General features: G+C 67.3%; 23 protein-coding genes. 3 read left to right on the top strand and 20 right to left on the bottom strand.

Translation table 11 applies throughout. The annotated features are described in order from the left end of the window. Positions 1-5 precede the first annotated feature (5 nt). The 7 genes from FFS49_RS01225 to FFS49_RS01260 form a co-directional block, all read right to left on the bottom strand. Positions 6-920: a helical backbone metal receptor gene (locus FFS49_RS01225; RefSeq protein ID WP_105818260.1), complete on the bottom strand. Its 915-nt coding sequence runs from the start codon at positions 918-920 to the stop codon at positions 6-8. Beyond that, positions 917-2,008 (bottom strand): hemin-degrading factor, encoded by a 1,092-nt coding sequence (locus FFS49_RS01230; RefSeq protein ID WP_039349897.1) that lies wholly within the window; start codon positions 2,006-2,008, stop codon positions 917-919. Before FFS49_RS01230 ends, FFS49_RS01225 begins: the two co-directional genes overlap by 4 nt. 49 nt (positions 2,009-2,057) lie before the next feature. Next, the gene (locus FFS49_RS01235) at positions 2,058-4,325 is read right to left on the bottom strand and encodes a TonB-dependent hemoglobin/transferrin/lactoferrin family receptor (RefSeq protein WP_105818259.1); all 2,268 of its coding nucleotides are present in this window, start codon (positions 4,323-4,325) and stop codon (positions 2,058-2,060) included. A 522-nt stretch (positions 4,326-4,847) separates the two neighbouring features. Continuing rightward, complete coding sequence (locus FFS49_RS01245) at positions 4,848-5,075, bottom strand: hypothetical protein (protein WP_039350095.1); 228 nt, start codon at positions 5,073-5,075, stop codon at positions 4,848-4,850. 200 nt (positions 5,076-5,275) lie between these two features. Then, a complete protein-coding gene (locus FFS49_RS01250; RefSeq protein ID WP_105818258.1) occupies positions 5,276-5,659 on the bottom strand; it encodes a DUF6232 family protein in 384 nt (127 codons plus the stop codon). Positions 5,660-5,783: 124 nt separating this feature from the next. After that, on the bottom strand, positions 5,784-6,044 hold the full coding sequence (locus FFS49_RS01255; RefSeq protein ID WP_011353838.1) for a DUF2866 domain-containing protein: 261 nt from the start codon (positions 6,042-6,044) through the stop codon (positions 5,784-5,786). 212 nt (positions 6,045-6,256) lie between these two features. Continuing rightward, on the bottom strand, positions 6,257-7,408 hold the full coding sequence (locus FFS49_RS01260) for a porin (protein ID WP_105818257.1): 1,152 nt from the start codon (positions 7,406-7,408) through the stop codon (positions 6,257-6,259). A gap of 308 nt (positions 7,409-7,716) precedes the next feature. On the opposite strand from FFS49_RS01260, the gene FFS49_RS01265 reads away from it, so the two are divergent. Further along, complete coding sequence (locus FFS49_RS01265) at positions 7,717-8,523, top strand: MetQ/NlpA family lipoprotein (RefSeq protein ID WP_105818256.1); 807 nt, start codon at positions 7,717-7,719, stop codon at positions 8,521-8,523. A gap of 129 nt (positions 8,524-8,652) precedes the next feature. Here the strand turns inward: FFS49_RS01265 and FFS49_RS01270 are convergent, their stop codons facing one another. From FFS49_RS01270 to FFS49_RS01295, 6 genes are all read right to left on the bottom strand, one after another. Beyond that, the gene (locus FFS49_RS01270; RefSeq protein ID WP_105818255.1) at positions 8,653-9,768 is read right to left on the bottom strand and encodes a succinylglutamate desuccinylase/aspartoacylase family protein; all 1,116 of its coding nucleotides are present in this window, start codon (positions 9,766-9,768) and stop codon (positions 8,653-8,655) included. Positions 9,769-9,993: 225 nt separating this feature from the next. Further along, a complete protein-coding gene (locus FFS49_RS01275) occupies positions 9,994-10,776 on the bottom strand; it encodes an ABC transporter substrate-binding protein (RefSeq protein ID WP_046548643.1) in 783 nt (260 codons plus the stop codon). A gap of 226 nt (positions 10,777-11,002) precedes the next feature. Further along, positions 11,003-11,923 (bottom strand): LysR substrate-binding domain-containing protein, encoded by a 921-nt coding sequence (locus FFS49_RS01280; protein ID WP_171026705.1) that lies wholly within the window; start codon positions 11,921-11,923, stop codon positions 11,003-11,005. A 207-nt stretch (positions 11,924-12,130) separates the two neighbouring features. Next, on the bottom strand, positions 12,131-12,724 hold the full coding sequence (locus FFS49_RS01285) for a hypothetical protein (protein ID WP_105818254.1): 594 nt from the start codon (positions 12,722-12,724) through the stop codon (positions 12,131-12,133). Positions 12,725-12,937: 213 nt separating this feature from the next. After that, positions 12,938-14,326, bottom strand: a complete 1,389-nt coding sequence (locus FFS49_RS01290) for an NCS2 family permease (protein ID WP_039349927.1) — start codon at positions 14,324-14,326, stop codon at positions 12,938-12,940. Positions 14,327-14,855: 529 nt separating this feature from the next. Next, positions 14,856-15,488 carry a TetR family transcriptional regulator gene (locus FFS49_RS01295; protein WP_223274446.1) on the bottom strand — a complete coding sequence of 211 codons (633 nt, stop codon included), beginning with the start codon at positions 15,486-15,488 and terminating at the stop codon, positions 14,856-14,858. Positions 15,489-15,581: 93 nt separating this feature from the next. On the opposite strand from FFS49_RS01295, the gene FFS49_RS01300 reads away from it, so the two are divergent. After that, positions 15,582-16,247 carry an O-methyltransferase gene (locus tag FFS49_RS01300; RefSeq protein ID WP_071331877.1) on the top strand — a complete coding sequence of 222 codons (666 nt, stop codon included), beginning with the start codon at positions 15,582-15,584 and terminating at the stop codon, positions 16,245-16,247. A gap of 119 nt (positions 16,248-16,366) precedes the next feature. Here the strand turns inward: FFS49_RS01300 and FFS49_RS01305 are convergent, their stop codons facing one another. The 6 genes from FFS49_RS01305 to FFS49_RS01330 form a co-directional block, all read right to left on the bottom strand. Further along, complete coding sequence (locus FFS49_RS01305; RefSeq protein WP_105818253.1) at positions 16,367-16,903, bottom strand: DUF3455 domain-containing protein; 537 nt, start codon at positions 16,901-16,903, stop codon at positions 16,367-16,369. Between the two features lie 171 nt (positions 16,904-17,074). Then, on the bottom strand, positions 17,075-18,085 hold the full coding sequence (locus tag FFS49_RS01310) for an aldo/keto reductase (protein ID WP_105818252.1): 1,011 nt from the start codon (positions 18,083-18,085) through the stop codon (positions 17,075-17,077). Between the two features lie 22 nt (positions 18,086-18,107). After that, a complete protein-coding gene (locus FFS49_RS01315; RefSeq protein WP_105818251.1) occupies positions 18,108-19,223 on the bottom strand; it encodes an alkene reductase in 1,116 nt (371 codons plus the stop codon). A 68-nt stretch (positions 19,224-19,291) separates the two neighbouring features. Then, positions 19,292-20,098, bottom strand: coding sequence for a 2,5-didehydrogluconate reductase DkgB (dkgB, locus tag FFS49_RS01320; RefSeq protein ID WP_071331881.1), 807 nt, complete (start codon positions 20,096-20,098; stop codon positions 19,292-19,294). Positions 20,099-20,231: 133 nt separating this feature from the next. Further along, positions 20,232-21,191 carry an LLM class oxidoreductase gene (locus FFS49_RS01325; protein WP_105818250.1) on the bottom strand — a complete coding sequence of 320 codons (960 nt, stop codon included), beginning with the start codon at positions 21,189-21,191 and terminating at the stop codon, positions 20,232-20,234. A gap of 13 nt (positions 21,192-21,204) precedes the next feature. Continuing rightward, positions 21,205-22,407, bottom strand: a complete 1,203-nt coding sequence (locus FFS49_RS01330) for an MFS transporter (RefSeq protein ID WP_105818249.1) — start codon at positions 22,405-22,407, stop codon at positions 21,205-21,207. Positions 22,408-22,518: 111 nt separating this feature from the next. Here FFS49_RS01330 and FFS49_RS01335 point away from each other — a divergent pair, with 111 nt between their 5' ends. Next, positions 22,519-23,460 (top strand): LysR family transcriptional regulator, encoded by a 942-nt coding sequence (locus tag FFS49_RS01335; protein ID WP_071331884.1) that lies wholly within the window; start codon positions 22,519-22,521, stop codon positions 23,458-23,460. 101 nt (positions 23,461-23,561) lie between these two features. Here FFS49_RS01335 and zwf read toward each other — a convergent pair whose 3' ends face one another. Then, positions 23,562-25,037 (bottom strand): glucose-6-phosphate dehydrogenase, encoded by a 1,476-nt coding sequence (gene zwf / locus FFS49_RS01340; RefSeq protein ID WP_071331885.1) that lies wholly within the window; start codon positions 25,035-25,037, stop codon positions 23,562-23,564. Positions 25,038-25,215 lie beyond the last annotated feature (178 nt).

The raw sequence follows: 25,215 nt of genomic DNA on the forward strand, positions 1-25,215 counted from the left end.
CGGAATCAGGCGAGCGCATCCGACAGGCGTCGGTGCAGGGTCGTGACGGCGAGCGGCAGGCGCGGGCCGAAGCCGAGCAGGAACAGCGCGTCGAGTGAGACCACGCGCTGCGCGCGGCCGGCCGGCGTCGCGCCGAAGCCGGGCGTCGCGAGCAGCGCGGCGCGGCCGCCGACGGCCGCGAGCCCTTCGTCGGAGATCAGCACGACGTCGGGCGCGGCGGCTGCCAGCGCCTCGGTGGTCAGCGGCTTGTAGTGATCGAAGCCCTGCATCGCGTTGCGCGCGCCCGCGTAGCGGATCATCGCGTCGGCGGCCGTGCGCTGGCCAGCGACGAGCGCCTGGTTGCCGGTATGGTTCAGCACGAACAGCACGCGCGGCGGCGCATCGCCGCGCGCACGGGCAGCGACCGCGTCGCGCGCGGCCTGCCAGTCGCGGTCGAAACGTTGCAGCAGCGCGGCGCCCGCATCGCGCACGTCGAGCGACTGCGCGACGCCCGTGATCTTCGCGCGCACCGATTCGACGTCGTGGCGTTCATCGAACGTCGTTACTGCGACGCCGGCGTTCTTGACTTGCGCGATCGCGGTGGGCGGGCCGGCTTCCGCCGATGCGAGCACGAGATCGGGCCGCAGCGACAGCAGCCCCTCGGCCGACAGCGCGCGCTGGTAGCCGACCTTGGGCAGACGCTTCGCGGCGTCGGGGTACGTGCAGGTGGTGTCGGCGCCGACGAGCCGGTAGCGCGGCGTTTCCGCGCCGCCGAGCGCGAACGCGGTTTCCGCGAGCGCGCCGCCGATCACGACCACGCGTTTCGGCGTGGCCTGCGCACCCTGGGCGAGCACGCTGCCGGGCAGCGCGCCCGCGAGCGCGCCGGCCGCCGCGCTCGCCAGCAGCGCGCGGCGGCGCGGATCGAACGGCCGCGCGCTCACCGCGCGCCCCCGCGCGCCGCGGCCGGCAGCGTCGCGACGAGCGCGCGCCAGTCGTCACGTTCGACCTGGCCGGGTTTGCGTTCGCCGAACAGCAGTGCGACGTGGTCGCCTTGCCGATCGAACAGCTCGAGCGACGTGACGATGCCGTCGCTCGTCGGCTTCTTCACGACCCACGCGGCGGCGATCAGGTCCTCGCGCACATGCAGGTTGAAGCCCGGGTCGAGCACGTTGATCCACGCACCGACCTCGCGCACGTTCGCGACGGGGCCCGTATGAATCTGGATCATCCCGGCGTTGCCGACGAACACCATGATCGGCTGGCCGCTTTCCGCCGCGTGCTGAAGCACGTGACGCAGCGCATGCGCGGTTTCGACCGGATACGCGTATTGCGGATCGGCGAGCCGCAGCGCCTGCATGCGGCTCACGCCGAAGCGTTGCGTGATGCCGAAGAACTGGTGCGTGTCGGTCATCGCGTCCCAAGCGGCACGGAAGCCCGCGACGTCGATCTCGGTATCGGCGCGCTCGGGCGTTTTCGGCGCGGCGGGCGCGACCTCGAGGCCCGGCTCCTGCGACGGCGCACGCCAGCGCTCGACGAACGCGTCGTACGCGGCATGGTCGCTGTGCGCGCGCAGGTAGACCTTGTGGATCGCATGGCCCTGCGCGTCGAAGAACTGCAGGCTCTTCAGCGGACCGTGCGCGGTCTCGTCGCGCACCGCGAACGCCGACACCCAGTGACGATAGAAGATGCGCAGGTCGATATCGCCGAGCGCGAGGCCGACGGGGCCGTCGTGGCTCATCTGCGCGTATTCGCCGTCCTTCTCGTGGACGGCCGTGTCGTTGCGCGTGAGCGCCATCACGCGGCCGAGGCGCGGCATTTCCTCGAACATCGCCGGAAAGCGCGCGTCGAGCCGCACGACGTGCTCGCCGACGAACGCGGCGAGCGCCTCGCCTTCGCTGACGCCGAGCGCCTGCGCGACGTCACGGTTGCGCAGCTGACGCTCGGTCTTGAGCTTGATGAACGCGTCGCGCAGCGCGGCAGCGGCGCGGGCCGGCGTGGCCGGTTGACCGGGAAGGGCGGATTGCATCATGTCGGACTCCTTCAAGTAACGGTTGGTTTGGCAGCGCGGGCGGCGCGCATCAGAAATCCACTTTCATGCTGACGGCGACCGTGCGTCCGGACGACGTATACGCATCGAGCACCTGCGAATCGGCTGCGATGCCGCGCACGTCCGACCAGTTCCAGTACTTGCGGTCGAACAGGTTGCGGATGCCGATCGTCGCGCTCACGTGCTTGTTGAAGCGGTAGCCGCCGCGCAGGTCGACGACGAACGACGACGGCGGCGCGAAGCACGCCTTGTTCGAGCAGTCGGACTTGTCGATGTCCTTGTCGCGTTTCGCGGCCTGGAACAGCAGGTCGGTCTGTACGTACCAGCGTTCGGTCGGTTCGTAGCGCACGCCGAACACGGCCGAGAACGGGTTGACGGTGTTCAGCGGCTGGCTGGCCGCGCCGTCGTTCTGTGTCGAGCCTTTCGTGAACGCCATTGCCGTCTTCAGCGTGATGCCGTTCGGCATCACCCATTCCGCGCGGCCTTCGAGGCCGTGAATGCGCGCGTCGGCGAAGTTCACGTACTGGAACACGAACGGGTCGGTTGGCCGGCCGCTGCCGGCGATCGTCGTGCGCGAGATGAAGTTGCGGTAGCGGCCCGTGAACGCGGCGGCGCTGTAGCGTACGACGCCGTAACCGGTGCCGGCCTTGCCGCGCAAGCCGGCTTCGAACGTATCGCTCGTCTCGGGCTTCAGGTTCGGATTGCCGATCGACGTGTAGCCATATACCGGGTTCGAAAAGCTGCTGTTCACCTGGTCGGGCGTCGGCGCGCGGAAGCCGTGCGCATACTGCACGTACGGGATGACCGCGGGCGTGATCTCGTAGAGCACGGCGACGCGTGGCGACAGTTCGTTCGCGCTCGTCGACACGGCCTTGCCGGTGAACAGCGGATCGTTCGCGGTCGGGCTCAGCCGGTACGTGTCGAAGCGCAGGCCCGGCGTGACGAGCAGGCGGCCGTAGCCGATCTGGTCCTGCACGAACGCGCCGAACAGCGTGTAGTCGGTGTCGGGGAACGCCTTGTTCGGGAACGCCTCGCCGACGCCCGGCACCGTGCCGTCGCGCATGTTCGTCACGCGCGACACGCTGCCGTCGATGCCATACAGCAGCTTGTGCGCGAACGGGCCGGTCGCGAAGCCGCTTTCGGCGAACGCGGCGCCGCCGAACGTGCGCTCCTTGTACTGGTTGTCGCGCGAACGTGAAGCCGCCCGGCCGCGCGTCTCGAACGCGTACTGGTCCTGCTTCGCGTCCTGGTAGTAGAACTGCACGTGCGTGGTCTGGAACCAGCGGAACGCGTCGTCGTGGAAGTCGTAGTCGACGCTGAAGCGGTTGCGCTCGAGCCGGTCGTAGGTCGTGAGGCCGAGCGTGGTCGGCGGGCTGATCGCCGACAGCACGTCGGTGCTCACGCGGCGCTGCACCGTTTCGGCGGTGAACTTGATCGTGTCGCGCGTGGTGGGCGTCAGCACGAGCTTGCCGAGCAGCGATTCCGAATAGACGTCCTGCGGGTTCGACGTGGTGCGCAGCGTGCTCGCCGAGTTGTTGCTGCCGCGCGTGTCGACCTCGTGGCCGCGCCGGCCGTCGGCGATGATCATCCCCTGCACGCGATCGTTGCCGCCCGCGGCCGACACGGTCGCGCCGATGCTGCGGTCGGCCGAGTCGTAGCTCGGCCGGAACGAGAAGTAATAGGGCTTGTTGTAGATCGACAGCAGGTCGCGCGGATCCTTCGTGATGAAGTTCACCGCGCCGGTCAGGCCGTCGCTGCCGTACAGCGCCGAGGCCGGCCCGCGCAGGATCTCGATGCGCTTGAGCGTGTCGAGATCGGCGTAGTCGCCGCGCCCGGCTTCGAGCGGGCCGAACGAAAACGCATTCGGCAGGCGGATGCCGTCTTCCATCAGCAGCACGCGATTGCCTTCGAGGCCGCGGATGTTGATGCTCGAATCGCCGTCGCGGCCGCCGCCGAGCGCGGCGCTGCCGGGTCGGTACGCGGTGCGGCGCACGGTGACGCCCGGCTCGTAGCGCAGCGCGTCCTTGATGTTGGTGGCCTGCTGTTCTTCCAGATCCTCGTCGGTGATCACCGACACGGACGCCGCCGTGCGACTCGCGGCCGTGGCGGTGCGGTTGGCCGTGACGGTGACGGGATCGAGCAGCGCCGCGTCGCCGCGCGCTGACGCGGCGACGAGGAGGGTGGAAGGCGGGGTGGCGCCTTGCGGCGTCGAATCGGCGTGAGCCGTGGCGGCGGACAGGCCGAACGCGCCGAACAGCGCGGCACAGATCGGCCGCCGCGCCAGCGTATAGCAATGCACAGGTGGTCTCCCATTGATGATGACAAGCCCGAAGGCTGGCTGGGTGACGCGTTCACCTGGCTGGCCCGCCCGCACACGGAAGGCGGCGAGCGGCGAATTGAAAGGCAACTGATAACTTTACCAGTGTAAATGAGAATTATTATCAATACAAGAACGGATAGCGGCTCGCGTGGGTGAGCGCTTACCTGCGCGGCTCGCGCGAGCCACGGCGGGAAATTCGGGAAAATGCGGGCTTAGGGCCTGTTCACGCTAATAACGGGCTTGCGCTGGCCACCAGAAGGGCCGAGCGCAAGGATTGCGACGAAGCGAATACTCGATGTATTCGCGAGGAGCATGACGCGGCGATCGGCCCTTCTGGTGGCCAGCCCCACGAATGAATTTTCCCGAACAAGGGAACGCGTCTTGCCGGCCGTATTGCGGCGTCGCTCGTCGCTTGTTTGGCAAGGCCAAACGGCGCTCCTCACCCCTTGCACTACGACCGGCAACGCACGTTCGCAAGCCCGTTATTAGCGTGAACAGGCCCTACGCCAGCGCTTCGATGCGGATCAGCAGGTTGCGAGCATGCGTGATGAACGCGTCGTGCGTCGCGCGATCGCCGTGGCCTTCGAGGCCGGCCTGCTCGGCGAACGCGATCTGTTCGGTGTAGAGGTCGACGAGCGCACGGCGCGTGTCAGGGGGAAGCGCGCGGATCATCGACACGATCAGCAGTTCCTGCGCGCGAAGCGTGCCGGACAGCGTCTGGACGTTCATGCTGGCCTCCATCGGACGATGCGGCGGCGAGCCGCTCTTTCCATACTAGGCGGTCGGCGTGCGCAGCGCAGGCGCGGTGTTGGCGACGAGGAGGTGGAATGCGATTCGACGGGGTAATCGACGGTGCCGTTGCGCGGCGCGAAACGCGCCACGCGTGCCTGGCGCACCGCGAATCGAAGCGTGCAGGGAGGCGAACGGAATCAGCCGGCCGCTTTCGCAGCTTGCGCATCGCGCACGACTTGCGCGACGCGTTCGACGAACTCGACGTCGACGCTCGACAGCGCTTCGCGCTTGCCGTCGGGCATTTCGACCATCAGGCGATACGTGACGTCCTGGGTGGCCCATGAGAGATAGCCGACGACGCCGAGCATCACGCCGACGACGAGCGCGGCGCTCGATGCGGCGATGCCGCCTGCGACGGCGGTGGCCGCGCCGGTCAGCGAGATCAGCGACGGCACGAGGCGGTTCTTCGGAATCTTGACGACGTCGACCTGGCGGATGTCACGGAGTGGGAATACCTGCCCGGCGGCCGACAGGCCGTTGCGCGTGATCATCACGCCACGTTCGTTGAATGCGTTTTCCATCGTGTGTTGCGTGGACGAAAACGCGCAGCGTAGCAGGTTTCGTTGCGGCATCAAACGAGACCGACTGCCGCACGATGCGTGCGGCGCGGGTGAAACCAGGGAAGCGGATGGAGCGGGAAGGCGTTCAGAACTGCAGGCGGCCGTCGCCGTAAAGCCGGCCCGGCACGTGCGAGGCGACGACCTCGGCGATCTCTTCGTCAGTCGATTCGGCCGGCACGATCTGGCGCCGCGCGGGCGCGTCGAGATGCATCGTCCATTCGACGAGACGATACGGCCGTCCCCACGGACGCTGCATTTCGACCGATACGCGGCAGCTCTGCACCGGCATCGAGTGTTGGCACGTCAGAATCGCGTGCAGATGGCTGAAAACGGTATCTTCGATCATCATGGCCTCCGATCCTGTCTCGTCTTGTGGGCAATCGATGGCGGCGCCGTCGGCGGTTCAAAAAAAAAGCCGCCGATGTTCAGGCGGCCAACAGGGGGGGTGAGAGCATCCTCTCAGCCCAGAATTAAGCGAAACTTAAAAGCACATAAAAAAGCGCCCCGCGTGGAGCGGGGCGCTTCTTGCCGTCGTGATCCGCGAGTTAAGCGGATGCTTTAGAACTTGTGACGGATGCCGACGCGAGCCGCGAGCTGGTTCGACGAACCCGTCCCCGACGTGCTGAAGTAGCTCGTGCTCGAGCCGATCTGCGCTTGCACGTTGTTGCCCGACGCCTTCTGGTAGATCACCAGGCCGTACACGTCCGTACGCTTGCTGAGTGCGTAGTCGAGCCCCAGGTTGCCCTGGTTCCAGTGCGCCGAGCTGCCGCTCTGCGTTGCGTTCGTGTACGTGTAGCCTGCTGCTGCCGACAGGGCCGGCGTGAGTGCGTACTTCAGGCCTGCTTCGTATGCGTTGTAGAACGTGCCCGATGCGCCTGCAGCGATCGGGGTGAACTGCGTGCGCGTCCACAGTGCCCATGCCGTTGCCGGGCCGAAGACGTAGCGGCCGCCGACGCCGTACGTGCGCAGGTCGCGGATGTTGGTCAGTGCGATGTTCGCGATCGACGTCGAGAACGCCGGCGTCGACTGGCTCGGGAAGCGGATGTCCGTGTACGCGGCGCCCAGCGAGAACGGGCCGTTCGCGTAGTTCAGGCCGAAGCTGTAAGCGCGCGACGAGCCGCCGGTGTTTGCGGCGCCCGTGCCGTTTGCGCCGGCGAAGTCCGTCGAGTTCGAGAAGCCGTACAACGCGCCGAACGTGAAGCCCGAGTAGTTCGCGCTCTGGAACTTCACCGAGTTGTTGATGCGGCTCGACGTCAGCTGGTCGATGTCGTTCACGTGGTAAGCGTAGTTACCCGCGACCGTGTTGCCGCCCGTCGAATAGTTCGAGCCGAGGATGTCGGTCGAGAACGAGTACTGGCGGCCGAACGTGACCGTGCCGTATTGCGTCTGGCTCAGGCCGACATAAGCCTGGCGGCCGAAGATCGCGCCACCCTGGCCGAGCGTGCCGTTGCCGCTGTTGAAGCCGTTTTCGAGCACGAAGATCGCCTTCAGGCCGCCACCGAGGTCTTCGGTGCCGCGCAGGCCCCAACGGCTGCCCTGGGCCACGCCGTCGTCGTACTTGAACAACTTGCCGCTGCCGGTAGCGGTCTTGCTGTGGTTCACGTAGCTGATACCGGCATCGATGACGCCGTAAAGGGTCACGCTGCTTTGTGCGTGAGCTGCGCCGGTCGTTGCTGCCAGGACGGCGATGGTCAACAGTTTCTTGTTCAAAGGATTCTCCGAGCGAATAAATGGCGTGTCCAGTTGCGGTTCCGGCGCTCTCTATGGGCGCTTTCACGGACCGGCGGCAACTTTATCGAGGGGCCACGTAATGAATATGACAGCGACTGTCATATGAAGAATGTGTGGCGTCGATGCGACACCGAATTCTGCCCGCTTGTATAGCCGGTGGTTATACCGATTCAGACTGAGATTCGATCGGAAGCAGGAATATGCACATGAAATAAGCTTGGTTGGTGGCGTTCGGGCCCCATGCCACGATCCGTGTTCCAACAAACGACACGGGACAAGAGGTCACCATGCGACGTTCATTCCTGACCGGCCTCGGCGCACTCGCCGCCGCGCTGGCATTCGCGGCGCCCGGCGCGCACGCCGACTCGCAAACGCTCAAGATCGGTACGATGAGCGGCCCCGACGCGCAGATCTGGACCGAGGTGACGAAGGTCGCCGCACGCGAAGGCCTTGCGATCAAGGTCATCGAATTCAACGACTACGTGCAGCCGAACGCGGCGCTCGATGCCGGCGATCTCGACGCGAACGGCTTCCAGCACCAGCCGTTCCTCGACAGCCAGATCAAGCAGCGCGGCTACAAGATCGTCAACGTCGGGCTCACGTACACGGCGCCGATGGGTTTCTACTCGAAAAAGCTCAAGTCGCTGAAGGACTTGCCGGTGGGGGCGAAGGTCGGGATCCAGAACGATCCGTCGAACGGCAACCGCGCGCTGTTGCTGCTGCAGAAGTACGGGGTGATCAAGCTGAAGCCGGGCGTCGGCGCGAACGGCGTGAACGCGACGCCGCTCGACATCGCCGAGAACCCGAAGAAGATCAAGATCGTCGAGCTTGATTCCGCGCAGCTGCCGCGCGCGCTGCCCGACGTCGATGCCGCGTCGATCAACACCGACTACGCGGTGAAGGCCGGGCTCACGCCGGTGAAGGATGCGATCGCGATCGAGGATCTGCGCGGGCCGTATGCGAACCTGATCGCGGTGCGCGCGCAGGACAAGGACAAGCCGTGGGTGAAGAAGCTCGTCGCGGCCTATGAATCGGACGACGTGCGCAAGTTCATCGACCAGAAGTTCGGCGGCGCGATCGTACCGGCGTTCTGAACGTTTTCACGTACCGGATGGCCGGATCTCGACGATCCGGAAAGCAAATCGCCCGCGCAAGCGGGCGATTTCGTTGGTGCGGGCGGGTGAACGCGATGCGCGCCGTGCTCCGGCGCGCGGGCCGGCCGCTCAGGCCGACAGCAGCGAACCGGTGCGGATCGCAGTCGCGCCGGCAATCCGCGCGACTTCCATGCCGGCCGTCGCGAAGCGCACGATCTGGCGCGCGTACAGCACGCCCGACACGCTGCTCTTCAGCGTGACGACGCGATCGGTCAGCGGATCGATGATGTCGGCCACGGCCTGGCCGGCCTCGATCATCACGCCGACCGGCGTGCGGAACACGATCACGCCCGACACCGGCGCGACGAGCGGATCGGTGCCCGCGAGCGGCGTGGCCGGATGGGCAAGCGGCGGCAGCGGCGCCGGCGTGCCGTCGACGACACCGCGCTCGGTCAGGTATTCGACGATCGCCTGGGCGTCCTTTTCGGCGAACTCGTACGACACGTCGCGCTCGCTGCGCAGTTCGATCGTGACGGAAATCGCGCCGTTCGGGATCGGGAAGCGGTCGCCGAAGCGGTTGCGCAGGTCCGACCAGCAGAAGCTGTGGATTTCGTCGAACGGGTTGCCGACCGAATTCAGCGCGAGCAGCGACGCCTGTGCGTCGAGGTAGCGCGACAGCGGCTCGACGTCCGGCCACAGATCGGGATTCGTGTAGAGGTGCATCACCGCATCGCTGTCGCAGTGCAGGTCGAGCACGATGTCGGCGTCGAACGACAGCTTCTGCAGTGCGAGGCGCTGCGAGTCGAGCTCGGTGCGCGGCTTCTGCTCGTCGAGCGCTTCGCGCATCGCGGCGCGCACGGCGACGAGGTTGTGCTGCGCGTCGTTCGTCAGGCGGTGTTCGACACGCGGCAGCACGAGCGCCGCGAGATCGTAGAAATTGCGGTTGAAGTTCTGCATCGAGCCGAGCTCGAAGCGGCCGAGGTGATCGCCGAACACGTGTTGCGACAGGCCGATCGGGTTCGGCACGGGCACGATGACGACTTCGCCGCGCAGCTTGCCGGCCGTCTCGAGCGCGGCGATCTTGCGGCGCAGCAGCGTGGCGACCAGCATGCCGGGCAGTTCGTCCGCGTGCAGCGACGACTGGATATAGACCTTCTTGCCGCCGCGCGGGCCGTAGTGAAAGCTCGTGATCTGGCGTTCGGTACCGACGGCGGGGGAAATCAGCGGATGGGTCTGCGTTTGCATGATGGGGGAGTGCGGCGCAGCCGCGAATGATCCGGTGTGCGTGGAAGATCGATTGTACGTTGCCTTCCTCGCCGCCATCAAACCGGCGCCAGAACACGCCGATTCTCGTTGAGAATCATCAGGTTGGGGCGGAAAAAATAACGCTGCCGGTGCCGCGGGCGAAAAAAAACGGGCTCCTTGCGGAGCCCGTTCGTGCCGGAGCGAAGCGTGCGCTTGTCAGGCGGATTACTTGCCGTAGACGTCGAAATCGAAGTACTTCTTCGCGATCTTGTCGTACGTGCCGTCCTTGCGCATGCCGGCGATCGCGCCGTCGATCTTCGCCTTCAGGTCGGTGTCTTCCTTGCGCAGGCCGATGCCGGCGCCGTTGCCGAGCGTCTTCGGATCGTCGATGTCCTTGCCGGCGAAATCGAAGTTCGCGCCGCGCGGCGTCTTCAGGAAGCCGATCTCAGCCTGCACCGCGTCCTGCAGCGCGCCGTCCAGACGGCCCGAGATCAGGTCGGCGTAGACCTGGTCCTGGTTCTGGTAAGGCACGACGTTCACGCCCTTCGACGCCCAGTACGTCTTCGCATAGGTTTCCTGGATCGTGCCCTGCTCGACGCCCACCGACTTGCCCTTCAGCGATTCGGCCGTCGGCTGCAGGCCGGTGCCCTTCTTCGTGACGAGGCGCGTCGGCGTGTTGAACAGCTTCGCCGAGAAGGCGATCTGTTCCTGACGCGCCGGCGTCATCGACATCGACGACAGCACGCCGTCGAACTTGCGGGCCTTCAGTGCCGGAATCATCCCGTCGAAGTCGTTTTCGATCCACACGCACTTCGCGTTCATGCGGCGGCAGATTTCGTTGCCGAGGTCGACGTCGAACCCGACCACCTTGCCGTCAGCGCCTTTCGATTCGAAAGGCGGGTAGCTTGCGTCGACGCCGAACCGCACGGTCGTCCAGTCCTTCGCATACGCGGTGCCTGCCGATACGGCCAGCAGGGCTACGGTCACAGCCGCAAGAATCTTTTTCACTCGGTGACTCCTCGTTTTGTTCGATGGGTGCGCGGTTGTGCCGCGCCGTAAGCCTTCGGCCCGGCGCGGCTTCGCGACAGGCTGTCCGTTTCGCCCGCCCGATGCGGGCGCGCGACGTGCGGAAGATTATCAAGACAAAATACCGGCAGGGCGCCTAGGACAAGCCCCGATACCGGGCCCGGCGGCGGCGCGCGACGGGCGCCGCCGTTTCAGACACAGGAACGATTCAGCCGAGCGTTTCGTTGACCGCGCGCTGCAGGCACGTGACGAATTGCGTGACGGCGGGCGTGGGCAGCAGGTCGCGCCGCGCGATGATCGACAGGTCGAAGCGCGGCATGCTTTCGTCGAGTTCGGCCGTGCGGATGCCCAGCGGCGCGACCATCTCGGCGAGCGGGCGCGTGAAGCAGCCGATCACGTCCGAGCGCGCGACGAGCCCGAGCGTCACCGCGAACGACATCGGCGAGCGCAGCAGGCGCTTCGGCAGCGGCAGCCCGTGCGCCTCGAACATCCCGATCATCACACTGTGCGGAAACTGCTCGGCGCCCACGGTGACGATCCACTCGGCATCGAGCAATTCCTCTAACCGGCGCGCATGCGCAAGCGGGTGGCCGTCGCGCATCACGACGGTGAATTCGGTCGACAGCAGCGGCAATTGCGTGAAATCGCGGTCGAGCGCCGGCACGTGGTGCATCGCAGCGATGTCGAGCGTGCCGTTGCGCAACTGCGCGAGCGCGTCGGGCACAGTCATTTCCTCGAGATGCAGGCTCACGTTCGGCATCGACCGGCGGAACGCCGTCACCGCGCGCGGCAGCGCGGTCAGCGCGATCGACGGCATCGTGCCGACCGCCACGCGCCCCGACATCTCGCCTTTCACCTGCTCGACGGCCTCGACCGTGCGGCGGATGTCGCCGAGCAGTTGCTCGGCGCGCGGCAGCAGCGCATGGCCGCACACGGTCAGCTCGACGCCGCGTACGCTGCGCGCGAGCAGCTCCGCGTTGAGCGCCGTTTCGAGCTCGCGGATCGTATGCGTGATCGCGGGCTGCGTGACACCGAGTTCGCGCGCGGCAGCGCGCAGGCTCTTGTGATGCGCGGCGGAGACGAACGCCTGGAGCTGCGCGAGGTTCAGGGGGTTGCGGATGCGGGTCATCGATCGGGTCCGGTTGGCGCGATGCTGGGGCGGGCGATGGGGTGTGGCGGCATTCGGTAGCGATCCTGACGGTTGCGTGCGCAGGGTTTTATGTCGACAGGGCGAGGTATGGCGAGCCGCGACGGCGATCGTCGTCGGGCTCGTCGTGATCAAACCGTTTCGACGCGGATAGCCCGCGCGTGCCGCAATGGCAGGTGCGGCGAGGCCCTACGCCAGCGCCATTTCGACAGCCGTCAGCGTGCGGCGCCGAATCCAGCCGCTCGCCATCCGGATTGCGAGCCAGTACGGCATGAACAGCAGCCGCGTGCGGGCGGTCGGGCAATGCACGAAGGTTTCGGTGCGCAGCAGGTGCGCACCCGACGCGAGCCCGACGACTTCGAAGCGGAGCACGAGCTTCGCATCGCGCGGGTCGTCGTGCTGCACGAATGCGGCTGCGTCGGCGATCTTCAGCACGCCGAGGTCAGGGCGCCAGAAGCGGCCGATCAGGCCGAGCGACACTGATGTTTCGTCGCGATGCAGCGGCGTGAACGCGTGGAGGCCGAAGCGTTCGCATTCGCCGCGCGGGGTGCCATGGCGCAGCGACGCGGCAACGGCCGTCGGGAATTCGCGGACGTTGAGCAGGGCGTCGACGATCGGATCCGTGCGCATGTCGAGCGTGGTGACCGTGTCGATGATGCGTGCCGGCGCGGCCTCGATCGGCTTCGATTCGTGCACTTCGTGGAAGCCGAACGACGGGATGAACGGCGGCTTGTGCGCCGACGTTCGGGTGCTCGATTCGGAGACGATGCCGAGCGCGTTCATGGGGGCTCCTGAAGGCAAAGCCCGATCGTAGCACCGGGGGCGGATTCGCGCCGCGCCGTTTCCGTGATACGCGCCGCACTGCGCCGCATCGACAAAAAAAGCCTGGAAACTCGCGTTCCCAGGCCCGGAGACCATCGACGATGATGGTGGAGGAGACGATGTCGTCCCGATGCGCGCCGTCCTTCTGCCGGCGACGTCGCACACGATTCGCGGTCAGATCGCCCAGCCGCCGAGATAGAACGTGACGAGCACGGCTGCGATGAGCACGGTGCCGACGTTGAGCTTGCGGAATTCGCCGCTGGCGATGCGGCCGATCACGAGCGTCGAGAAGCCGAGCATGATGCCCGTCACGATGTTCGCGGTCAGCACGATGAACACCGCGCACACGAGGCCCGACATCGCGTCGACCATGTCGTCCATGTGCAGCTTGCTCACGCTGCCCAGCATCAGCAGGCCGACGTACATCAGCGCCGGTGCGGTGGCGTACGACGGCACGAGGCCCGCGAGCGGCGAGAAGAACATCACGACGAGGAACAGCAGGCCGACCACGGCAGCCGCGAGGCCCGTCTTCGCGCCGGCGGCCACGCCGACGCTCGACTCGATGTAGGCCGCCGCCGGTGCACCGCCAAGGAAGCCGGAGAAGATCGAGCTGAGCGAATCGGCGGTCAGCGCACGGCCGCCGTTGATGATGCGGCCGTTCTCGTCGAGCTGGCCTGCCTGGCCCGCCACGGCGCGGATCGTGCCGGTCGCGTCGAACACCGCGGTCATCACCAGCGCCAGCACGCTCGGCAGCACGGCCATCGACAGCGCGCCCTTGATGTCCATCGCGCCGATCAGCGACGCATGGCCCGGTGCGCTCAGCGACGGCAGTGCGAAGATGCCGTGGTACTTCACGCCCGGATCGAAGATCAGGCCGAAGATCGAGATCGCGATCACGACGAGCAGGATGCCGCCCGGCACGCGACGCTTTTCGAGGCCGAAGATCGCGGCGAGGCCGATGACCGACATGATGACCGGGAACGCGGTGATCTGACCGAGCGAGACCGGCAGGCCGGCGCCCGGGTTCTTGATCACGAGGCCGACGTCGTTCGATGCGATCAGCAGCAGGAACAGGCCGATGCCGATCCCGGTGCCGTGCGCGACGCCCGCGGGCAGGTTGCGCAGGATCCACGAACGCACGCCGGTGACGGAAATGCCGGTGAACACGAGGCCCATCAGGAACACGGCGCCGAGCGCGACCGTCGGCGACAGCCCCTTGCCGAGCACGAGGCCGAACGCGGTGAACGCGGTCAGCGAGATCGCGCAGCCGATCGCGATCGGCAGCTTCGCCCACAGGCCCATCAGCAGCGAGCCGAACGCGGTCGTGAGGCAGACCGCGACGAACACGGCGCTCGTGTCGAAGCCGGCCTTGCCGAACATGCCGGGCACGACGAACACGGAATAGACCATCGCGAGGAAGGTCGTGACGCCGGCAATGATCTCGCGGCGCTGCGTGCTGCCGCGCGACGAAATGCCGAAGTACCGGTCGATGACTCCCTTGGTGCCAAAGTCAGTTTCTTCCGCGCCGACGCCGACCGTCGGCTGCACCGGGGTATCACTCATGAGCTTGCTCCTTTATCAGCATGCTGAAACGGCCCGTAGCGAACCGTCGTCAGGGTGTCTCGTATCTAGTTGGGATTGTCGGCAACGTCGTGGGGACGAATGACGCGTGATCCGTGTCGTTACGTGTGAATCGAAACGATCGCGAAGGTGTCGCGTCGTGCGACGCGTTGTGGTGTCGACCCCGTCACGTGTGCTTTGCCGTAGCGAAGGTTAGGCGAACGGCCCATCACGTCCCATTGGGGGAAGAGCATGCAGCGCATGTCTCAGCGCTTATATCGGCGTGCAACCGGGCTTCGTCGTGTCGACACGCGTGTATACGCCTAGTTCGAATCCGTTAAGGCGATTATTTGAATGCGGAGTCGACGGGCAGGGGGGAGCGGGAGATGCATCGAAAATTACAAGTGTCTTTCATGATGGCCGGCCAGGCCGGTGGAAACAGGGGCCGGTGGCGGGGGGGCGCCGTCGCGCGCAACCTGCATTCGGACGATGGCGCGATCGCGCAGGGGCGGTTTTCGTCGTCGCCCCGGCCTCAATTGTGCGCGAGACGGTCGAGATAGGCGCGGAACATGTCGGCCATCGCGTTCGAATACGCGTCGATTTCATCGGGCGAGCGCTCGCTTTCCGAGAACGCCTTGCCGGCCGCGGTGAGCGTGGTGGTGATCAGGTCGCATGCCAGTTCGCGCGTGGCGTCCGGTGCATCGGGCAGCGCCTCGCGCATGAACGCCTGAAAGATGCGGTTGCCGGCGGCCTTCGCTTCGTGTGCCTCGGGCGCGTTGCGATAGAGCGGCGCGGCGTCGTCGAGTGCGATGCGCATCCGCGCCTCGTCGCATTCCGAACGGATGAACGCGTGAACGGCCGTGCGCAGCCGCTCGGGCGGGGTCCGGTTCACGTCCTCCAGCATCCCGCGCAGCATCTCGGCCGTCTGCCGCCACTCGTCATGCTGCAGCCGGAACAGCACGGCCGCCTTGTTCGGGAAGTACTGGTACAGCGAGCCGACGCTCACGCCGGCGCGCTCGGCAACCCGCGCCATCGTGAAGCGCTGCGCGCCTTCGCTCGCCAAAACCTGAACAGCGGCCTGCAGGACGTCCTCGACGAGCTGGGTCGAGCGAGCCTGCTGAGGCTGTTTGCGCGTGGCAATCCGGGCGTTCGGGCGGTCGGTCATGAGCGGCTGGCCAATGCGAATAGTAAAACCTGAATAGTTCGTCATATTCTAGCCAGGTGCAACGACGCACTCAACCTGAACCCGGAGATTCGCATGACCACCCTGACGCTCGACCCGCTGGCCTCGCTGCTGGCACGCCTGTTCGACGAGGCCGACGCTTCGTCGCCTGCCACGAGCCCGGACTTCGCCGGCCTGTCGCGCGACGAGCAGGCGCGGCTGATGCGCAGCAAGACCGAATACGCCGATCTGTATGCGCGCCTGAAGGACTATCCGCTCGCCGTGTCGCGCGAGACGGGCACGCTGTTGTACATGCTCGCGCGCAGCGGCGGCGCGCGGTCGATCGTCGAATTCGGCACGTCGTTCGGCATTTCGACGCTGCACCTCGCGGCCGCGCTGCGCGACAACGGCGGCGGCCGGCTGGTCACGAGCGAATTCGAGCCGTCGAAGGTCGTGCGGGCGCGGGCGAACCTGGCAGCGGCCGGGCTGGCCGATCTCGTCGAGATCCGCGAGGGCGATGCGCTGCGCACGTTGGCCGCCGATCTGCCGGATTCGGTCGACCTGCTGCTGCTCGACGGCGCGAAGGCGCTGTATCCGGAGGTGCTTGCACGCGTCGAACACCGGTTGCGGCCCGGCGCGTTCGTCGTTGCAGACAATGCCGATTTCAACCCCGACTATCTCGCGTACGTGCGCGCGCCGGAGAACGGCTATCTGTCGGTGCCGTTCGGCGGCGATGTCGAGTTGTCGATGCGGATCGGCTGAGCTCTGCGGTACCTGATGACGGCACGCATCCGGCCGTAAAGGAGAGGACAACTGATCAATGCGATGCGGGCAGTGGACGAAGCCGCGGCGGCGCCCGGTGGTTCGGGCGCCGTCGTGCGTCATTTCAGGAACACGTAGCGCGCGAAATACGGGAAGCGGCCGACCGCATGCTCGGTCGAGCACGCCGCATCCGGCGGCATGCCGCCCGCGGTATCGAGCCGCTGCACGAAGCGCACGCCGGCGAGCGTGCCGGCCGTGGCCTTCGCGTCCGTTGCGGCCGGTGTCGCCGCGAGCAGGAGTTGCGGAATGCTGCCGGTGCGCGCGCTCGGCGCTTCCGCGAGTTTCTTGCCGGTAATGCGGCTGCCGTCGAGCGCTTCCCATGATGGCCCGGCACCGTGCCGAACGACGAGCGTGCCGCTCGCGTCGAACAGCATCGCCTCCGGATGCTGGAACACCCACGCGAGCTTGTGTCCGGCATCGTAGTCGCACGTGTAGACCTGTATGCCGGCCGCAGTCGTCGACAGCACGGGCGTGGCCGGCTGGGGCGGCGCGATGCCGGCGGAGTCGTCGGCGCGGGCGGACGACGCGCAGAAGGCGAATGCGACGCAGGCCACGGCGGCCGGTAGCAGGGGGCGTTTCGGGAAGCGGCTTCGCATGGCGAGGCATCCTTTCGGGTGGGATGACGGGTATACGTCGACGAACCCGTAAACGCTAGACGCCAATTGCACCGGCTGCAATGCGCAAATGGCAATCGTGGCGATAGTCGTGGCATTTACGCGCGGCCCGGGATACGCGGCCGTTGGTTGATGCGGCCGCGCCTGCCCGATTCAACCTCGATCCGCGCCCACCGGCGTCGGTGCCTGCTCGGCAATCAGGCGTTCGGCCTTCAGCGTATTCCACAGTTCGGCAGGGATCGACGCCGCCGCGAGACGCAGGTTGTCGTCGATGCGATCGGGCCGGCTAGCGCCGGGGATCGCGGCCGCGACGGCCGGGTGCGCGAGCGAGAATTGCAGTGCCACCGCGCGGACATCGACGCCGAATCGTTCGCAGATCCGGCGGATGCGCGCGACGCGGTCGAGCATGGCCTGCGTGGCCGGCTGATACTCGTAGTGGGTGCCGCCCGCCAGCACGCCCGAGTTGTACGGGCCGCCGACGATGATCCCGAGCCCGCGCGCGGCGCTTTCCGGCATCAGCCGTTCGAGCGCGCCCGCATGGTCGAGCAGCGTATAGCGCCCGGCGAGCAGAAAGCCGTCGGGGTCCGCGCGTTCGAGCGCGAGTTCGCACGGCTCGACGCGGTTCACGCCGAGGCCCCAGCCCTGGATCACCTTCTCGTCGCGCAGTCGCGTGAGCGCCCTGGCCGCGCCCGACATCGCGATGTCGAACACGTCGCGCCACGCGTCGCCGTGAAAGTCGACGGCCGGGTCGTGAATCCACACGGTGTCGAGCCGGTCGGTGCGCAGCCGCCTGAGGCTCGCGTCGATCGAGCGCAGCGTGCCGTCCTCGGTGTAGTCGTAGACGATCCGGTTCGGCAGCCCGTGGCGAAACAGGCCGCCTTTTTCGCCGAGATCGCGTTGCGATGCGTCCTCGTGCTCGTCGAGGACGAGCCGGCCGACCTTGGTGCCGAGCGAATACGCGTCGCGCGGGCGCCGTGCGAGCGCTTCGCCGAGGCGCAGCTCGGCGAGGCCGGCGCCATACAGCGGCGCGGCGTCGAAGTAGCGGATACCGCTGTCCCACGCTGCGTCGACCGTGGCCAGCGCTTCTTCGTGCGGGATGTCCCGGTACATGTTGCCCAGCGGCGCGGTGCCGAAACCCAGGCGGGAAGGGAGCGAGATTCTCATGAGCAGTCCCGGGTATGCCGGCTCAGGCCGCGGCCTGGGCCAGCGTCGGATAGTCGGTCAGCCCGCGCTCGCCGCCGCCGAACAGCGTGTTGCGGTCGTGCGGCGCGAGCGCGGCACCGGTGCGCAGCCGCTCGGGCAGGTCGGGGTTCGCGACGAACGGGCGGCCGAACCCGACGAGGTCGGCCCAACCGGCGGCGATCGCTTCGCGTGCGCGCTCGGCGGTGTACGCGCCGGCGTAGATCAGCACGCCGGGGAACGCGGCGCGCAGCTGCCGCTTGAATTCGACCGGCATCAACGGTGCATCGTCCCAGTCGGCTTCCGCGATGTGCAGGTAGCCGACGCCGAGTTTGCCGAGCAGCTTTGCGGCGGCGAGGTAGGTCGTTTCCGGATCGTCGTCGACGCAGCCGTTCAGCGTCGTCAGCGGCGCGAGGCGGATGCCGACGCGCGATGCGTCGCCCGTGCCGTCGATCAGCGCCTGCGTGACTTCGCGCAGGAAGCGCAGCCGGTTGTCGAGCGAACCGCCGTACGCATCGGTGCGCGTGTTGGCGTTCGAATCGATGAACTGGTTCACGAGATAGCCGTTCGCGCCGTGCAGCTCGACACCGTCGAAGCCGGCCTCGATCGCATGGCGCGCGGCGGCGCGGTATTGATCGACGATCTCGCGGATCTCGTCGATCGTCAGCGCGCGCGGCTCGGACGCTTGCACGAAGCCCGGCGTGCTGCCGTCTTCACCGGCGATGAACACGTTCACGCCTTTCGCCTGGAGCGGCGACGACGATACGGGCTGCCGGCCACCGAGCAGGCTCGTGTGGCTCAGCCGGCCGACGTGCCACAGCTGCGCGAAGATCCGGCCGTGCGCGGCATGCACGGCGTCCGTCACCTTGCGCCAGCCGGCCACCTGCGACGGCGTGTGAATGCCGGGCGTCCACGCGTAGCCCTTGCCGAGCGGCGCGATATAGGTGCCTTCGCTGACGATCAGGCCCGCGCTCGCGCGCTGCGCGTAATACGCGGCCATCAGTTCGTTGGCTTCGTCGCCGGGCTGGCTGGCGCGCGAGCGCGTCATCGGCGGCATCACGATGCGGTTCGGCAGCGTCAGCGCGCCGAGTTGCAGCGGTTGAAAAAGCGGGTCCTGGGTCATGGAGTTGTCCTGTCGGTGCCGCGGCCTGCGGGCCGCGGCGAATCAAATGTGAGTGGCGGGTGGTGCGGTCAGTCCCACTTCGGCGCGAGGCCGGCCGGGTCGACTTCGCGGCCGTTGCGTTCGAGCGCGGCGATCTGCGCCATGTCTTCGTCGGTCAGGCGCAGCGTCTGCGCGAGCAGGTTGCTCGCGAGGTTCTCGCGCTTCGTCGACGACGGGATCACCGAGTAGCCGAGCCGCAACGCCCATGCGAGCGCGACCTGCGCGGGCGTCGCGTCGTGACGCTGCGCGATCGCACCGATCACCGGATCGCCGAGCACCTTGCCGTACGCGAGCGTCATGTACGACGTGACGTGGATGCCTTCGGCGTTCAGGAACTCGACGAGCTTGCGGTTCTGCAGGTACGGGCTCAGCTCGATCTGGTTCGTCGCGATGGCGTCCTTGCCGACGGCCGCGATCGCTTCCTTCGTCAGTGCGATGTTGAAGTTCGAGATGCCGATCCGGCGCGTGAGGCCCTGCGCCTTCGCGTCGGCGAGCGCGGTCATGAACGTGTCGAGCGCGACGCCGTTGTCGGGGGCCGGCCAGTGGATCAGCGTCAGGTCGACGTGGTCGGTGCGCAGCTTGCGCAGGCTTTCCTCGAGGCTCGGCACGAGCTTGCCCGGCGCGTAGTTGTCGACCCAGATCTTGGTCGTGAGGAACAGGTCGTCGCGGTGCACGCCCGACGCGGCGATCGCTTCGCCGACTTCGGCCTCGTTGCCGTAGATCTGCGCGGTGTCGATCGCGCGGTAGCCGACTTCGAGGCCGTTGCGCACCGAGTCGATGACGGTCTGGCCTTGCAGGCGGAACGTACCGAGGCCGAAGGCGGGAATCTTGCTCATCAGGTGCTCCTGGGAAAGTGGAACGGGTTCGATATGGGTGTCATTGTGGCGTTCGGGATTGGTGAGATAAACGCCGTCTCAGGTCAAAAATATTTGATCTGAAATCAAGTATCGGAAGTGGATTTCGGCGGCGTCATGCAACGCGCGGCCGTGCGTTTTCAACCGCGTGGAACACCGGCAGCACCTCTGCCGCGATCTCGGCCATCGTCTCGTCGAGCGGCCGCCGGTTGCGGCGGAAATGCAGGCCGATGTGCTGCACGCCTGCGTCGCGCATGTCCGCCAGCTCCTCGATGAGCGCGAGACGCCCGGCGCGGGCGCCGAAGCGGTGCCGCTGCAGCGGTTCGCGCGGATCTTCCGCGAGGTCGAGGTGGATGAAGCTCACGTACGGTTTGTTGCCGGCCACCGCGCGCCAGTTCGCGGCGCGCTGCCGGTGGTCGTCCGGCGTGCCCGGATACGCGAGGCAGCCGTCCATGTGTTCGCCGATCCACGCGGGTGTCTGCTGCGCGAGGCCCGCGACGAGCAGCGGCAGCGGGGTGCGGGCGGCGGGCAGCACGTCGAGGCCGGGCGGCAGATGCCCGCGCGCGCCGTCGCGCAGCAGCGCGATCTGGTCGCGGAAATTCGCGCCGCGTGACGCGAAGTCGCGGCCGAACAGCGGATATTCGACGGGGCGGTCGCCGCTGGCCACGCCGAGCAGCAAGCGGCCGCCGCTCAGTTCCTGGATCGTCGCGGCCGATTTCAGCGTGAGCAGCGGCTCGCGCAGCGGCAGCACGACGGCCGCCGTGCCGAGCAGGATGTCGTTCGTGATGCCGGCGAGGTAGCCGAGATACGAGAAGGTTTCGAACACTTGCGCGGCGTCGCCGAACGCGGGGTCGTACACCGGCACGTCGCGCACCCAGAGCGCGCGGAAGCCGAGCGTATCGGCCCGCTGCGCGAGCGTCGCGTGGCGCGCGAGGTCGGGTACGCCGGGGTAGCGACGGTCGTGCTGGCGCTTCGCGTTGCCGGCCGGCGACCAGTCGTTGTCGAGCGGCAGTTCGAGGCCGATGCTGAAGCTGCCGTCTGCGAGTGTGTCGAGTGCCGTGAGTGAAGTGGACATGGTCGGGCTCCGTTCAGTGAGCGAGCTGGACGGGTTCCGCCGTGCGTTCCGGCAGGCCCGCGCTGCGGTCGAGCCGGCCGCTCAGTGCGGTGAGTGCGAATGCGCCGAGCGTGACGGCCGCCGCGATCCACGGCGTATGGCCGAGGCCCACGTGCGCGACGATCACGCCGCCGAGCGCCGAGCCGCCCGCGACGCCGAGGTTGAATGCGGCGATGTTGAAGCCGGATGCGACGTCGGTCGCGTCGGGCGCGAAGTGGCGCGCCTGCTTGACGACGTACACCTGCAGCCCCGGCACGTTGCCGAACGCCACCGCACCCCACGCGAGCATCGTCAGCACGGCGAGCCATTTGACGTGAATCGTGAAGGTGAGCGCGAGCAGCACGATCGCGAGCAGCAGGAAGATCCGCTTGAGCGCTTTCACGGGGCCGACGGCGTCCGCGAGCTTGCCGCCCCACACGTTGCCGAACGCGACCGACACGCCGTAGCCGACGAGCACGAGGCTGACCTGGGACGGCGTGAAGCCGGCGATCTGCTCGAGCAGCGGGGCCATGTACGTGAACGCGATCAGCGAACCGCCGTAGCCGACGGCCGTCATTGCATAGACCAGCAGGAGGCGAGGCTGCGCGAGCACGCGGAACTGGCGGGCGAGCGGCGCGGGCGCCGTTTGCGGCAATCCGCGCGGCATGAAGGCCACCGCGCCGACGAACGCGACGAGGCCGAACAGCGCGACGACCAGGAACGTCGCGCGCCAGCCGAAGTGCTGGCCGATGAAGGTGCCGAGCGGAATGCCGGCGACGAACGCGACGGTCATCCCGCTGAACATCGTCGCGATCGCGCTGGCGGCCTTCTCCTTCGGCACGAGCGTGGTCGCGATGATCGAGCCGACCGAGAAGAACACGCCGTGCGCGAGGCCGGTGAGGATGCGCGCGACGATCAGCGATTCATAGCCGGGCGCTTGCCAGGCCACGAGATTGCCGACGGTGAACAACGCCATCAGCGCGGCGAGCAGGGTCTTGCGCGGCACGCGGCCGGTGAGCGCGGTGAGGAGCGGCGCGCCGATCGCGACGCTCAGTGCGTAAAGGCTGACGAGCAGGCCGGCGGACGGCAGGCTGACGCCGAGGTCGGCGCCGATCGTCGGGATCAGCCCGACGATCACGAATTCGGTGGTACCGATGGCAAATGCGCTGATGGTCAGCGCAAGCAGGGCGAGTGGCATGATGGGTGCTCCAGGGTCCGGTGAGGATGGAGCGCAGTGTGCCGCCTTTACTTTTGCCGAAAAACAGGCTTATAAACCAAATTGTTTTGATTTGAAATCAAGAATGCTGCGATGAAGATTACGCTCGACGAACTCCAGGCCTTTGCCGCCGTGGTCGACTCCGGTTCGATCACGGCGGCCGCGCAGCAGCTCGACCTCACGGTGTCGGCAACGAGCCGCACGCTCGGGCGGCTCGAGGAAAAGCTGAAGACCACGCTGCTGCGCCGGACCACGCGCCGGCTCGAACTGACCGAGGAAGGGCGCGCATTCCTGCAGGACGCGCGCGCGATCATCGAATCGGTCGAGACGGCGGAAGAGCAGATGCTCGCACGCCGCGAGATGCCGTCGGGGCGGCTGCGCGTGGATGCGGCGACGCCGTTCATGCTGCACGTGATCGTGCCGCTCGTGCGTGGCTACCGTGAACGCTTCCCGCAAGTCGAGCTGGAGCTGAACAGCAACGAGGGCATCATCGACCTGCTGGAGCGGCGCACCGACGTCGCGTTCCGGATCGGCCGGCTGAAGGATTCGACGCTGCACAGCCGGCGCATCGGCACCAGCCGGATCCGCATGCTCGCGAGTCCCGCGTACGTGGCGGCGCACGGCCAGCCGCGCAAGGTGGAGGATCTCGGCAAGCACACGCTGCTCGGCTTCACGCAGCCTGAATCGCTGAACGTGTGGCCGATCCTCGGCACCGACGGCGAGCCGTGCCGCATCGAGCCGGGCATCCGCTCGTCGAGCGGCGAGACGCTGCGGCAGCTCGCGCTCGACGGTGCGGGCGTGGTCTGCCTGTCGGATTTCATGACTGCGCAGGACCGCGACGCGGGCCGGCTCGTGCAGGTGCTTGCGCGCCAGACGCTCGAGGTCGAGCAGCCGATCCACGCGGTGTACTACCGCAATACCGCGATCTCGTCGCGGATCGCGTCATTCGTCGATTACCTGATCGAAGCGCTGGGCGGCAGCGGCAATGATGCGCCGGGGCGGCGCAAGGCGGCGTCGTGGATGGAGCCGCGGTAACGGCGGCCGGGACGACGGGGCAGGTTACGCCCCGTGCGGTTTGATGCGGGATTTGACGTGCGATCCGGCGTGCCGTATTCCGGCACGCCGTCGCGTGGCGGTTACGCCTCTTCGGACCACGACATCCCGTCGCGCGCGAGCAGCGCGGACGAAGCCGCGGGCCCGAACGTGCCGGCCGTGTACAGGCGCGGCCGGTCGCCGAGCTCCTTCCAGCCGTCGAGGATCGGCTCGACCCACGACCACGCGGCTTCGAGCTCGTCGCGGCGCATGAAGTGCGTGAGGCGGCCGCGGATCACGTCGATCAGCAAACGCTCGTACGCTTCCGCGCGCCGCTCCGGAATCGCCTGCTGCAGGTCGAGGTTCAGGCTCACGGGCACCATGTTCATCCCGCTGCCCGGTTCCTTCGCGAGCATCTGCAGCTGGATCGACTCTTCCGGCTGGAGCTGGATCACGAGTCGGTTGCTGTAGTGGCGCGGGCCGGTCGGGATGATCGAGAACGGCATGTCCGCGAACTCGATCACGATTTCCGACTGGCGGCGCTGCAGCCGCTTGCCGGTGCGCAGGAAGAACGGCACGTTGGCCCAGCGCCAGTTGTTGATGTGCGCGCGCAGCGCGACGAAGGTTTCCGCGCGGCTGTCCGCCGGCACGTTGTCTTCCTCGAGATAGCCCTTCACCGGCTGGCCGTCGACCGCGCCGGCCGTGTACTGGCCGCGCACCGTGTCGCGCGCGACGTCCGCCACCGCCATCGGCCGCAGCGAGCGCAGCACCTTCAGCTTCTCGTCGCGCACCGCGTCCGGGTCGAGCGACACCGGCGGCTCCATCGCGACGATGCACAGCAGTTGCAGCAGGTGGTTCTGCACCATGTCGCGCAGCGCGCCGGTATGGTCGTAGAAGCCCGCGCGGCTGCCGACCCCCACCGTCTCCGCCACCGTGATCTGCACGCTGCGGATGCTCGGCGCCTGCCACAGCGGCCCGAAGATCGGGTTGCCGAAGCGCAGCACCATCAGGTTCTGCACGGTTTCCTTGCCGAGATAGTGGTCGATCCGATAGATCTGTGATTCCTCGAAGTGCTTGCCGACCGCATCGTTGATCGCCTTCGCGGACGCGAGATCGTGGCCGAGCGGCTTTTCGAGGACGACGCGCGAGTGCTTGTCGACGAGGTGCGCGGCCGACAGGTTGTCGCAGATGGTGGTGAACAGCTCCGGCGACGTCGACAGGTAGAACACGCGGATCGCGTCGCCGCGCGCCGCTTCCGCGAGCCGCAGGTAGTCGTCCGGTGCGTTCACGTCGATCAGCACGTACTTGAACAGGTCGAGGAAGCGGCTCCAGGCCGCGGGATCGAACGCCTTTTCGTCGATGAACGGGCGCGACTGCTCGTCCATGAACTTGCGATAGCCGTCGATGCCCCAGTCGCGGCGGCCGACCGCGATGATGCGCGTCTCGGGCGGAAGGTTGCAGTGCAGGTGCGCCATGTACAGCGCGGGCAACAGCTTGCGGGCGGCCAGGTCGCCGCCGCCACCGAAGATGATCATGTCGACGGGCCGGTCGGCCGCGGTCTGGGTAGGCTGATTCGTCATGGGAGGTTCGCGGTTTGAAACGGGGAACGTGAAACGAACGTCGAGGCGTCGGGCGCCGGTACGGCAAAACCCTAATAGTGCACGCTTTTGATGGATTGCGCGTGGGTCCGTTGATTGTCGCGAAGCGGCCGGGCGGCGTATTGCCGTGGAAGGTACAGGAGTGAGCGCTGACATCGGG

The sequence above is a fragment of the Burkholderia sp. 4NA327C6 genome (genome assembly GCF_005502655.1).
GTDB lineage: Bacteria > Pseudomonadota > Gammaproteobacteria > Burkholderiales > Burkholderiaceae > Burkholderia > Burkholderia contaminans.

Bases quoted from the DNA above. Each gene is read 5' to 3' on its own strand.
- FFS49_RS01300 (WP_071331877.1), top strand. From the start codon at position 15,582: ATGACCACCCTGACGCTCGACCCGCTGGCCTCGCTGCTGGCACGCCTG.
- FFS49_RS01230 (WP_039349897.1), bottom strand. From the start codon at position 2,008: ATGATGCAATCCGCCCTTCCCGGTCAACCGGCCACGCCGGCCCGCGCC.
- FFS49_RS01255 (WP_011353838.1), bottom strand. From the start codon at position 6,044: ATGATCGAAGATACCGTTTTCAGCCATCTGCACGCGATTCTGACGTGC.
- FFS49_RS01245 (WP_039350095.1), bottom strand. From the start codon at position 5,075: ATGAACGTCCAGACGCTGTCCGGCACGCTTCGCGCGCAGGAACTGCTG.
- FFS49_RS01250 (WP_105818258.1), bottom strand. From the start codon at position 5,659: ATGGAAAACGCATTCAACGAACGTGGCGTGATGATCACGCGCAACGGC.
- FFS49_RS01310 (WP_105818252.1), bottom strand. From the start codon at position 18,085: ATGAGAATCTCGCTCCCTTCCCGCCTGGGTTTCGGCACCGCGCCGCTG.
- FFS49_RS01335 (WP_071331884.1), top strand. From the start codon at position 22,519: ATGAAGATTACGCTCGACGAACTCCAGGCCTTTGCCGCCGTGGTCGAC.
- zwf (WP_071331885.1), bottom strand. From the start codon at position 25,037: ATGACGAATCAGCCTACCCAGACCGCGGCCGACCGGCCCGTCGACATG.
- FFS49_RS01285 (WP_105818254.1), bottom strand. From the start codon at position 12,724: ATGAACGCGCTCGGCATCGTCTCCGAATCGAGCACCCGAACGTCGGCG.
- FFS49_RS01280 (WP_171026705.1), bottom strand. From the start codon at position 11,923: ATGACCCGCATCCGCAACCCCCTGAACCTCGCGCAGCTCCAGGCGTTC.
- FFS49_RS01295 (WP_223274446.1), bottom strand. From the start codon at position 15,488: ATGACCGACCGCCCGAACGCCCGGATTGCCACGCGCAAACAGCCTCAG.
- FFS49_RS01325 (WP_105818250.1), bottom strand. From the start codon at position 21,191: ATGTCCACTTCACTCACGGCACTCGACACACTCGCAGACGGCAGCTTC.
- FFS49_RS01290 (WP_039349927.1), bottom strand. From the start codon at position 14,326: ATGAGTGATACCCCGGTGCAGCCGACGGTCGGCGTCGGCGCGGAAGAA.
- dkgB (WP_071331881.1), bottom strand. From the start codon at position 20,098: ATGAGCAAGATTCCCGCCTTCGGCCTCGGTACGTTCCGCCTGCAAGGC.
- FFS49_RS01330 (WP_105818249.1), bottom strand. From the start codon at position 22,407: ATGCCACTCGCCCTGCTTGCGCTGACCATCAGCGCATTTGCCATCGGT.
- FFS49_RS01270 (WP_105818255.1), bottom strand. From the start codon at position 9,768: ATGCAAACGCAGACCCATCCGCTGATTTCCCCCGCCGTCGGTACCGAA.
- FFS49_RS01315 (WP_105818251.1), bottom strand. From the start codon at position 19,223: ATGACCCAGGACCCGCTTTTTCAACCGCTGCAACTCGGCGCGCTGACG.
- FFS49_RS01265 (WP_105818256.1), top strand. From the start codon at position 7,717: ATGCGACGTTCATTCCTGACCGGCCTCGGCGCACTCGCCGCCGCGCTG.
- FFS49_RS01305 (WP_105818253.1), bottom strand. From the start codon at position 16,903: ATGCGAAGCCGCTTCCCGAAACGCCCCCTGCTACCGGCCGCCGTGGCC.